Annotated in this window: 9 protein-coding genes and 1 pseudogene; 7 read left to right on the forward strand and 3 right to left on the reverse strand. The window is 52.5% G+C overall.

The features are described from left to right. Positions 1–242: 242 nt before the first annotated feature. A pseudogene (locus E0D98_RS17355) lies at positions 243–866 on the reverse strand (DUF6531 domain-containing protein); the annotation flags it as partial. A gap of 228 nt (positions 867–1,094) precedes the next feature. Between E0D98_RS17355 and E0D98_RS17360 the strand changes: the two are divergent. The 5 genes from E0D98_RS17360 (at position 1,095) to aldB (ending at position 8,077) form a co-directional block, all read left to right on the forward strand. Beyond that, a complete protein-coding gene (locus E0D98_RS17360; RefSeq protein ID WP_000779792.1) occupies positions 1,095–1,703 on the forward strand; it encodes a glutathione S-transferase in 609 nt (202 codons plus the stop codon). Positions 1,704–1,800: 97 nt separating this feature from the next. Beyond that, a complete protein-coding gene (gene selA / locus E0D98_RS17365) occupies positions 1,801–3,192 on the forward strand; it encodes an L-seryl-tRNA(Sec) selenium transferase (RefSeq protein ID WP_047086548.1) in 1,392 nt (463 codons plus the stop codon). Continuing rightward, positions 3,189–5,033 (forward strand): selenocysteine-specific translation elongation factor, encoded by a 1,845-nt coding sequence (gene selB / locus E0D98_RS17370; protein WP_000582458.1) that lies wholly within the window; start codon positions 3,189–3,191, stop codon positions 5,031–5,033. The genes selA and selB overlap by 4 nt, the downstream gene beginning before the upstream one ends. A 189-nt stretch (positions 5,034–5,222) precedes the next feature. Beyond that, positions 5,223–6,374, forward strand: coding sequence for an L-threonine dehydrogenase (yiaY, locus tag E0D98_RS17375; RefSeq protein WP_000168700.1), 1,152 nt, complete (start codon positions 5,223–5,225; stop codon positions 6,372–6,374). A gap of 164 nt (positions 6,375–6,538) precedes the next feature. Then, complete coding sequence (gene aldB / locus E0D98_RS17380) at positions 6,539–8,077, forward strand: aldehyde dehydrogenase AldB (protein ID WP_000183978.1); 1,539 nt, start codon at positions 6,539–6,541, stop codon at positions 8,075–8,077. 218 nt (positions 8,078–8,295) lie between these two features. Here the strand turns inward: aldB and E0D98_RS27410 are convergent, their stop codons facing one another. After that, positions 8,296–8,451 carry a hypothetical protein gene (locus E0D98_RS27410; protein WP_001296793.1) on the reverse strand — a complete coding sequence of 52 codons (156 nt, stop codon included), beginning with the start codon at positions 8,449–8,451 and terminating at the stop codon, positions 8,296–8,298. Between the two features lie 170 nt (positions 8,452–8,621). On the opposite strand from E0D98_RS27410, the gene E0D98_RS17390 reads away from it, so the two are divergent. After that, positions 8,622–8,945, forward strand: coding sequence for a DUF3302 domain-containing protein (locus E0D98_RS17390; RefSeq protein WP_000478193.1), 324 nt, complete (start codon positions 8,622–8,624; stop codon positions 8,943–8,945). Positions 8,946–8,950: 5 nt separating this feature from the next. Continuing rightward, complete coding sequence (locus E0D98_RS17395; protein WP_000364884.1) at positions 8,951–10,087, forward strand: HlyD family secretion protein; 1,137 nt, start codon at positions 8,951–8,953, stop codon at positions 10,085–10,087. On the opposite strand, the gene E0D98_RS17400 is transcribed toward E0D98_RS17395, so the two are convergent. Beyond that, on the reverse strand, positions 10,084–10,977 hold an 894-nt coding region (locus E0D98_RS17400), incomplete at its 5' end, for a LysR family transcriptional regulator (protein ID WP_131890784.1). The genes E0D98_RS17395 and E0D98_RS17400 overlap by 4 nt on opposite strands.

Here is a 10,977-nt window from a genome sequence, read left to right on the forward strand (position 1 = left end):
AAATCGTCTGGATGCGGGTTCTGTCGTTCTGTATTGTGGTCAGCCGGTCGCCGTCCCAGCCGTACCAGGTCACTTGCGGTTTCCGTGACAGCGACATCCAGCCCGTCAGGTCCCGTTCACGCCGCCATACCCGTTTTGCCACCCTGCGGCCCAGCGGGTCGTAAAGATAGCGACTTTCGACCAGCGGCTCTGCATATTGTGTCCGCGTGTAGTGCACCAGCCGGTGCTGACTGTCGTAATGGTACCCGGTACGGCGGCAGCGGCGCAGGCAGCACCTCATCCGCTTCCGGCACCCGCTCACACCAGCCGAGCAGCCACCACGGCCCCTGCGGACTGTTTGTCGCCAGATAACGATGCGGACTTAAGCGGAGTTCTTCCGGCAGCGCCTGCCAGAGTGCGGCCAGCCGGTGACCTTCATCCAGTTTCGCCACGCCGCCGCGCACCAGCCACAGTGACTCGCTGCGGCTGTAACCGTCCTCACCGGGAAACAGGTGCTCAAAATACAGGCTTCTGCCGCCGTTATCACTGAGTATCAGTGTGTTATCGCGCAGCTGTAAGCGGATATCCGCAGGCATTTTCCAGCCGGGGCCGAGGCTCCCCACCGGCGCGGGCGTTTTTGTCCGGTAACTGCTGTAGGTGCGGGAGAGGATGAACGGCAGCGGGCCGGGCAGGGCGATGTCGGTTTCACCGGGAAGGACCTTTGCACCGAGCAGGGGATTGACCGGATGGCCGGACGTCACTCCGCCGGGGCACACCGAACAGGCCACGCCGGTGGGGGCACCAATACGTACCCCGGCTGAACCCTGAACAATGCTACCGCCATACTGCGTCATGTCGCCCTGACGCGCCGCCGGTTTTCCGCTCATCTGCTCATCCTTGTTTTATCGGGTTATTTGTCTGCTTCCAGGCAAAACCCTACAGATTTATAAGAAAGCCTTAAGTGAGATATCCATCAGATAGAAACAATTAGGAAAATATTTATATCACCATGATAAATATGTGATTTATTTGGAAGTAACAAACCATCAACATTTTCTGCCCTTTTTCCCATCACCAGGCCATACTGATATTTTTCCTCGCACAAAGGACTCGGCATGAAACTCGTCGGTAGCTACACCAGCCCGTTTGTACGCAAACTTTCTATTCTGTTGTTAGAAAAGGGCATAACTTTCGAATTTATTAATGAACTGCCCTATAACGCGGACAACGGCGTGGCGCAATTTAACCCGTTAGGAAAAGTGCCGGTGCTGGTGACCGAAGAGGGCGAATGTTGGTTTGATTCGCCGATCATCGCTGAATATATTGAATTAATGAATGTCGCTCCGGCGATGTTGCCGCGCGATCCGCTGGAGTCGTTGCGGGTGCGCAAAATTGAGGCACTGGCGGATGGCATTATGGATGCCGGGCTGGTATCGGTGCGTGAACAGGCGCGTCCAGCGGCGCAGCAGTCTGAAGATGAATTGTTACGCCAGCGGGAGAAAATCAACCGCAGTCTGGATGTGCTGGAAGGATATCTGGTCGATGGCACACTCAAAACCGATACGGTCAATCTGGCGACTATCGCCATTGCCTGTGCCGTCGGATATCTCAATTTCCGCCGCGTTGCGCCAGGCTGGTGTGTCGATCGCCCACACTTAGTCAAACTGGTCGAAAACCTGTTTAGCCGCGAAAGTTTTGCTCGCACCGAACCGCCAAAGGCTTGATGCGCGATATGTCCTCCTGACCCATCTCACGTTACAATCCGTGGTTATGTTAAACGCCCTTCTCCGTGTGAGAGGGCCTTGATCAGCCAGGTTTCCTATGACAACCGAAACGCGTTCCCTCTATAGTCAACTTCCGGCTATTGATCGCTTATTGCGCGATAGCTCCTTCCTTTCTTTGCGTGATACTTATGGTCACACCCGCGTGGTGGAATTGTTGCGTCAGATGCTCGACGAAGCGCGAGAAGTGATTCGTGGCAGCCAGACGCTGCCTGCGTGGTGTGAAAACTGGGCGCAAGAAGTCGATGCCCGGTTGACGAAAGAAGCGCAGAGCGCGCTGCGTCCGGTGATCAACCTGACGGGAACCGTGCTGCATACCAACCTTGGGCGAGCTTTACAGGCGGAAGCCGCGGTGGAAGCCGTTGCGCAGGCTATGCGTTCGCCAGTGACCCTCGAGTACGATCTGGACGACGCTGGACGCGGACATCGCGATCGGGCGCTGGCGCAACTGCTGTGCCATATTACGGGGGCGGAAGATGCCTGTATCGTCAATAACAATGCGGCGGCGGTGTTATTGATGTTGGCGGCCACTGCCAGCGGAAAAGAGGTGGTGGTATCTCGCGGCGAACTGGTGGAGATTGGCGGCGCGTTTCGTATTCCCGATGTTATGCGTCAGGCAGGCTGCACCCTACACGAAGTAGGGACCACCAACCGCACGCACGCGAATGATTATCGTCAGGCGGTGAATGAAAATACCGCACTGTTGATGAAAGTACATACCAGTAACTACAGCATTCAGGGGTTCACCAAAGCGATAGATGAAGCGGAACTGGTGGCGCTCGGCAAAGAGCTGGATGTTCCCGTAGTGACTGATTTAGGCAGTGGCTCGCTGGTCGATCTTAGCCAGTACGGTTTGCCGAAAGAGCCAATGCCGCAGGAGTTGATTGCGGCGGGCGTCAGTCTGGTGAGTTTCTCCGGCGACAAGTTGTTAGGCGGGCCGCAGGCAGGAATTATTGTTGGTAAAAAAGAGATGATCGCCCGCCTGCAAAGCCACCCGCTGAAGCGTGCATTACGCGCGGATAAAATGACCCTCGCGGCGCTGGAAGCCACGTTGCGTCTTTATTTACACCCTGAAGCTCTGAGTGAAAAATTACCGACCCTGCGCCTGCTTACCCGCAGCGCAGAGGTCATTCAAATCCAGGCACAACGTTTACAGGCCCCCCTTGCCGCACATTACGGCGCGGAGTTTGCGGTACAGGTTATGCCATGTCTTTCGCAGATTGGCAGTGGTTCGCTGCCGGTTGATCGCCTGCCGAGCGCGGCATTAACGTTTACACCCCATGATGGACGCGGTAGCCACCTTGAGTCATTAGCCGCCCGCTGGCGTGAATTGCCAGTGCCGGTGATTGGTCGTATTTATGACGGACGATTGTGGCTGGATTTACGCTGCCTTGAAGATGAGCAACGGTTTTTGGAGATGTTGTTGAAATGATTATTGCGACTGCCGGACACGTTGACCACGGCAAAACAACCTTATTGCAGGCGATTACTGGCGTAAATGCTGACCGTCTGCCGGAAGAAAAAAAGCGCGGCATGACCATCGATCTCGGCTATGCCTACTGGCCGCAGCCGGATGGTCGCGTGCCTGGTTTTATCGACGTACCCGGTCATGAAAAGTTTCTTTCCAACATGCTGGCGGGCGTTGGTGGTATCGATCACGCGCTGTTGGTGGTGGCGTGCGATGACGGCGTGATGGCGCAGACCCGTGAGCATCTGGCGATTTTGCAGCTGACCGGTAACCCGATGCTGACAGTGGCGCTGACCAAAGCCGATCGCGTGGACGAAGCGCGTGTTGATGAGGTTGAACGCCAGGTAAAGGAGGTGCTGCGGGAATACGGTTTTGCTGAGGCAAAACTGTTTATCACCGCAGCAACCGAAGGTCGGGGAATTGATGCCCTGCGCGAGCATCTGCTTCAGTTGCCGGAACGCGAGCACGCCAGCCAACATAGTTTCCGCCTCGCGATTGACCGCGCATTTACCGTAAAAGGTGCCGGGCTGGTCGTCACCGGTACGGCGTTAAGCGGGGAAGTGAAGGTAGGCGATTCACTCTGGCTGACTGGTGTAAATAAACCGATGCGTGTACGTGCGCTGCATGCGCAAAACCAGCCAACAGAAACCGCCAATGCCGGGCAGCGTATCGCGCTTAACATCGCGGGTGATGCGGAAAAAGAGCAGATTAACCGTGGCGACTGGCTGCTTGCCGATGTGCCGCCAGAGCCGTTCACGCGGGTGATTGTCGAGCTTCAAACCCATACGCCGCTGACCCAGTGGCAGCCGCTGCATATTCACCACGCCGCCAGCCACGTTACGGGACGCGTTTCGCTGCTGGAAGATAACCTTGCCGAGCTGGTGTTCGACACGCCGCTGTGGCTGGCGGATAACGATCGCTTAGTGCTGCGCGATATCTCGGCCCGCAACACGCTGGCGGGGGCGCGTGTGGTGATGCTTAACCCGCCGCGTCGCGGTAAACGTAAGCCGGAATATCTGCAATGGCTGGCGTCTCTTGCACGGGCGCAGAGCGATGCCGATGCGTTATCTGTTCATCTGGAACGCGGCGCGGTTAACCTTGCGGATTTCGCCTGGGCACGGCAGCTCAACGGCGAAGGGATGCGCGAATTGCTGCAACAGCCTGGCTATATTCAGGCTGGTTATAGCTTGTTGAATGCGCCGGTTGCCGCCCGCTGGCAGCGGAAAATTCTCGACACATTAGCGACTTATCATGAGCAACATCGCGATGAACCTGGTCCTGGGCGCGAACGTCTGCGACGTATGGCGTTGCCAATGGAAGATGAAGCGCTGGTACTGTTGCTGATTGAAAAGATGCGCGAAAGCGGCGACATCCTCAGTCATCACGGTTGGCTGCATCTGCCGGATCACAAAGCGGGCTTCAGCGAAGAGCAGCAGGCCATCTGGCAAAAAGCAGAGCCGCTGTTTGGTGACGAGCCGTGGTGGGTGCGTGATCTGGCAAAAGAGACGGGTACCGACGAGCAGGCAATGCGCCTGACGCTACGCCAGGCGGCGCAGCAAGGAATAATTACCGCGATCGTCAAAGATCGTTATTACCGTAACGATCGGATTGTCGAATTTGCCAATATGATCCGCGATCTCGATCAGGAGTGTGGTTCAACCTGCGCGGCGGATTTCCGCGATCGCTTAGGCGTAGGCCGAAAGCTGGCAATTCAGATTCTGGAATATTTTGACCGCATTGGCTTTACGCGTCGTCGTGGAAATGATCATTTATTGCGCGACGCATTATTATTTCCGGAAAAATAAGGAAATGATTAATTAATTTTTAAAATAAATTAATACAAATTTCTTATGATTTTAAAAAAAGCACATTGTTTAATGAATACAATGTGCTTTTTATTAGATTAATTTTGATAATCAATAATAATGATCATGTTTTCGAATGAAAATCCTCAGTAAGCTGCCCACCCTTTTTTACACTTTCAGGAGTGTGTTATGGCATCTTCAACTTTCTTTATTCCTTCTGTGAATGTCATCGGCGCTGATTCATTGACTGATGCAATGAATATGATGGCAGATTATGGATTTACCCGTACCTTAATTGTCACTGACAATATGTTAACGAAATTAGGTATGGCGGGTGATGTGCAAAAAGCACTGGAAGAACGCAATATTTTTAGCGTTATTTATGATGGCACCCAACCTAACCCCACCACGGAAAACGTCGCCGCAGGTTTGAAATTACTTAAAGAGAATAATTGCGATAGCGTGATCTCCTTAGGCGGTGGTTCTCCACACGACTGCGCAAAAGGTATTGCGCTGGTGGCAGCCAATGGCGGCGATATTCGCGATTACGAAGGCGTTGACCGCTCTGCAAAACCGCAGCTGCCGATGATCGCCATCAACACCACTGCGGGTACGGCCTCTGAAATGACCCGTTTCTGCATCATCACTGACGAAGCGCGTCATATCAAAATGGCGATTGTTGATAAACATGTCACTCCGCTGCTTTCTGTCAATGACTCCTCTCTGATGATTGGTATGCCGAAGTCACTGACCGCCGCAACGGGTATGGATGCCTTAACGCACGCTATCGAAGCATATGTTTCTATTGCCGCCACGCCGATCACTGACGCTTGTGCACTGAAAGCCGTGACCATGATTGCCGAAAACCTGCCGTTAGCCGTTGAAGATGGCAGTAATGCGAAAGCGCGTGAAGCAATGGCTTATGCCCAGTTCCTTGCTGGTATGGCGTTCAATAATGCTTCTCTGGGTTATGTTCATGCGATGGCGCACCAGCTGGGCGGTTTCTACAACCTGCCACACGGTGTATGTAACGCCGTTTTGCTGCCGCATGTTCAGGTATTCAACAGCAAAGTCGCCGCCGCACGTCTGCGTGACTGTGCCGCTGCAATGGGCGTGAACGTGACAGGTAAAAACGATGCGGAAGGTGCTGAAGCCTGCATTAACGCCATCCGTGAACTGGCGAAGAAAGTGGATATCCCGGCAGGCCTACGCGACCTGAACGTGAAAGAAGAAGATTTCGCGGTTCTGGCGACTAATGCCCTGAAAGATGCCTGTGGTTTTACTAACCCGATCCAGGCAACTCACGAAGAAATTGTGGCGATTTATCGCGCAGCGATGTAATCATCATTTCCACAACGGCTGGCAAATTGTCAGCCGCTTTTTCAACTATCTCTGTAACCCTTGCCCGTAAATTCGTGATAGCTGTCGTAAAGCTGTTACCGACTGGCGAAGATTTCGCCAGTCACGTCTACCCTTGTTATACCTCACACCGCAAGGAGACGATCATGACCAATAATCCCCCTTCAGCACAGATTAAGCCCGGCGAGTATGGTTTCCCCCTCAAGTTAAAAGCCCGCTATGACAACTTTATTGGCGGCGAATGGGTAGCCCCTGCCGACGGCGAGTATTACCAGAATCTGACGCCGGTGACCGGGCAGCTGCTGTGCGAAGTGGCGTCTTCGGGCAAACGAGACATCGATCTGGCGCTGGATGCTGCGCACAAAGTGAAAGATAAATGGGCGCACACCTCGGTGCAGGATCGCGCGGCGATTCTGTTTAAGATTGCCGATCGAATGGAACAAAACCTTGAGCTGTTAGCGACGGCTGAAACCTGGGATAACGGCAAACCCATTCGCGAAACCAGTGCTGCCGACGTGCCGCTGGCGATTGACCATTTTCGCTATTTCGCCTCGTGTATTCGGGCGCAGGAAGGTGGGATCAGTGAAGTTGATAGCGAAACCGTGGCCTATCATTTCCATGAACCGTTAGGCGTGGTGGGGCAGATTATCCCGTGGAACTTCCCGCTGCTGATGGCGAGCTGGAAAATGGCTCCCGCGCTGGCGGCGGGCAACTGTGTGGTGCTGAAACCCGCACGTCTTACCCCGCTTTCTGTACTGCTGCTAATGGAAATCGTCGGTGATTTACTGCCGCCGGGCGTGGTGAACGTGGTCAACGGCGCAGGTGGGGAAATTGGCGAATATCTGGCGACCTCGAAACGCATCGCCAAAGTGGCGTTTACCGGCTCAACGGAAGTGGGCCAACAAATTATGCAATACGCCACGCAAAACATTATTCCGGTAACCCTGGAGCTGGGCGGCAAGTCGCCAAATATCTTCTTTGCTGATGTGATGGATGAAGAAGATGCCTTTTTCGATAAAGCGCTGGAAGGCTTTGCACTGTTCGCCTTTAACCAGGGCGAAGTTTGCACCTGTCCAAGCCGTGCTTTAGTGCAGGAGTCTATCTACGAACGCTTTATGGAACGCGCCATCCGCCGTGTCGAAAGCATTCGCAGCGGTAACCCACTCGACAGCGTGACGCAAATGGGCGCGCAGGTTTCTCACGGGCAACTGGAAACCATCCTCAACTACATTGATATCGGTAAAAAAGAGGGCGCTGACGTGCTCACAGGCGGGCGGCGCAAGCTGCTGGAAGGTGAACTGAAAGACGGCTACTACCTCGAACCGACGATTCTGTTTGGTCAGAACAATATGCGGGTGTTCCAGGAGGAGATTTTTGGCCCGGTGCTGGCGGTGACCACCTTCAAAACGATGGAAGAAGCGCTGGAGCTGGCGAACGATACGCAATATGGCCTGGGCGCGGGCGTCTGGAGCCGCAACGGTAATCTGGCCTATAAGATGGGGCGCGGCATACAGGCTGGGCGCGTGTGGACCAACTGTTATCACGCTTACCCGGCACATGCGGCGTTTGGTGGCTACAAACAATCAGGTATCGGTCGCGAAACCCACAAGATGATGCTGGAGCATTACCAGCAAACCAAGTGCCTGCTGGTGAGCTACTCGGATAAACCGTTGGGGCTGTTCTGATATAAGAAGCTGGTCGCATTGGGTATTCATTGCCTGATGCGACGCTTACGCGTCTTATCATGCCTACGGGAACCTGACCGTAGGCCGGATAAGGCGTACACGCCGCATCCGGCATAAACAAAGCGCACGTTGTTACAATTTACGTTTTAAACCTACGTGCGCAATAACCCAGACTACGCCAACAGAAGTGCGTTTCTGGGGCGTGTTTTGTCAGGAGTTTAATCTCGCGTTTCGATGGTGAGCGGGCGAACCAGGCCGTAAATCACCATTGGTGATCCGAGGCCAATCAGCAATAAACGGTAGATAATTGAAGGTTTAATACGCTTAATCTGTACTGTGGATGTTTTACTGGAGTTATTCATTAGTTTGGCCAATAGTTCCACTATTTCAATATGATAAACCTCGTCCTGTTGAAAAACCAGACAGCACATTTAAGAAAGTATATAAAAAACAATATGTCGTTATATAAATAAGGAAATTGCACTGCATCATGGCATTTCATAATATGCGTTAATTGTTCTTTTTTATATTCTTTGAGGGAAATATGTTCCTGGACTATTTTGCACTGGGAGTGCTTATTTTTGTATTTCTGGTGATATTCTATGGGATTATTATTTTACATGATATTCCCTACCTGATTGCTAAAAAACGTAATCATCCTCATGCCGACGCCATTCATGTTGCTGGTTGGGTGAGTCTTTTTACGTTACATGTTATCTGGCCATTTTTGTGGATTTGGGCCACGCTTTACCGCCCGGAGCGGGGATGGGGAATGCAAAACCATGACTCCTCCGTTGTGCAACTACAACAGCGTATTGCCGGGCTGGAGAAACAGCTCGCCGACATCAAATCCTCTTCTGCCGAGTAATACTTATGGATTTACTGATTATTTTAACCTATGTGGCTTTCGCATGGGCAATGTTTAAGATCTTCAAAATTCCTGTAAATAAATGGACCATTCCCACCGCGGCCCTGGGTGGCATATTTATTGTCAGCGGTTTAATTCTGTTAATGAACTATAACCATCCGTATACCTTCAAAGCGCAAAAAGCGGTTATTTCTATTCCTGTTGTCCCACAGGTGACAGGCGTGGTGATCGAAGTGACGGATAAGAAAAATACGCTGATTAAAAAAGGTGAGGTGCTATTTCGACTGGACCCGACGCGTTATCAGGCGCGGGTGGATCGGCTGATGGCGGATATCGTTACCGCAGAACATAAACAGCGGGCGTTGGGCGCAGAGTTAGATGAGATGGCGGCGAATACTCAGCAGGCAAAGGCCACGCGGGATAAATTCGCTAAAGAGTATCAGCGTTACGCACGCGGCAGCCAGGCGAAAGTAAACCCGTTTTCAGAACGCGATATTGATGTGGCGCGGCAAAATTATCTGGCGCAGGAAGCCTCCGTAAAGTCATCGGCGGCGGAACAAAAACAGATCCAGAGCCAGCTGGATAGCCTGGTGTTGGGTGAACATTCTCAAATCGCCAGCCTGAAAGCGCAGCTCGCGGAAGCAAAATATAACCTTGAGCAGACGATAGTGCGTGCGCCGAGCGATGGTTATGTGACCCAGGTGCTGATTCGTCCGGGTACCTATGCCGCGTCGCTGCCGCTACGTCCGGTGATGGTGTTTATACCCGATCAGAAACGACAAATTGTGGCGCAGTTCCGTCAGAACTCCTTGCTGCGACTGGCCCCTGGCGATGATGCGGAAGTGGTATTTAACGCTCTGCCAGGTAAGGTATTCAGCGGCAAGCTGGCAGCCATTAGTCCAGCTGTTCCCGGCGGAGCTTATCAGTCGACCGGCACCTTACAGACGTTAAACACAGCGCCGGGTTCAGATGGCGTTATCGCGACCATTGAACTGGATGAGCACACTGATTTGAGCGCTTTACCAGACGGTATTTACGCCCAGGTGGCGGTCTACTCTGATCATTTCAGCCATGTCTCGGTGATGCGCAAAGTGCTGTTACGCATGACCAGTTGGGTGCATTACCTTTATCTCGATCATTAATCTTCGCTTTCCGCCGCTTGTTCAGGCCGCAGTTGCTGCGACTGAGCAAGCTGGTGGCGAATTTCACGCAGCATTTCATCCAGCACATACTGGACCCGCCAGGGCTGGTATTCCCGTTTACGGAAGATAGCCACCAGATCCAGCCACCATTCATACGGGTGCTGAAAGCAGGGCACCAGCGTGCCGTCTTGCAGGTCGCTCTGCACACTTTTGTCTGGCGCAAACACAATCCCCAGGTGATTTCGTGCCAGCTCCAGCGCCGATTGCGTGTTATCGCAAACGTAATTTCCCTTCACGCGATAATCCCGCACCTCTTTACTCCCGGCGACGTTGAAGCGCCAGATATTCGCGTCGTCAATCATCATCGAGTCGATCAAAATACAGGAGTGATGTTCGAGTTCGTCAGGACGGCTAATAGGATGTTTCTCAAGATAGCGCTGGCTGGCATAAGCGGTTACGGCATATTGGGTAATAAAACTGGCAACCAGCGATTCATCTTTTGGTGGAGCGTAGCTGATTAAAACATCACAATCATCAGGAAATTCGACGCCTTCATAAAAGGCATTACGCTCAAGATTGCAGGTTTTTAGCGATAAGGTGATATCACCGATATCTTTAATTTTATCGATTACATGTTTGGATAAATAGGTAATTATGCCGGTTGGGGCGTAGATAGTGACCCGACCACGTTTCTCATGCTTATAATCTGCAATAAAATTATTAAGTTGCTCGTTTCTATCCAGCATGTCGTTGATGTACGGTAACAGCGCGGTGCCAAAAGGTGTGAGCATCAGCTGCCGGGTGGTTCGGTCAAAGACTTTTAAACCCACTTTTGATTCAAAATCAGCAAGATATTTGCTGACGTTGGCCTGTGCGATGCCAAGTACAGT

This window comes from Escherichia sp. KCJ4928 (assembly GCF_004352695.1).
GTDB lineage: Bacteria > Pseudomonadota > Gammaproteobacteria > Enterobacterales > Enterobacteriaceae > ECMA0423.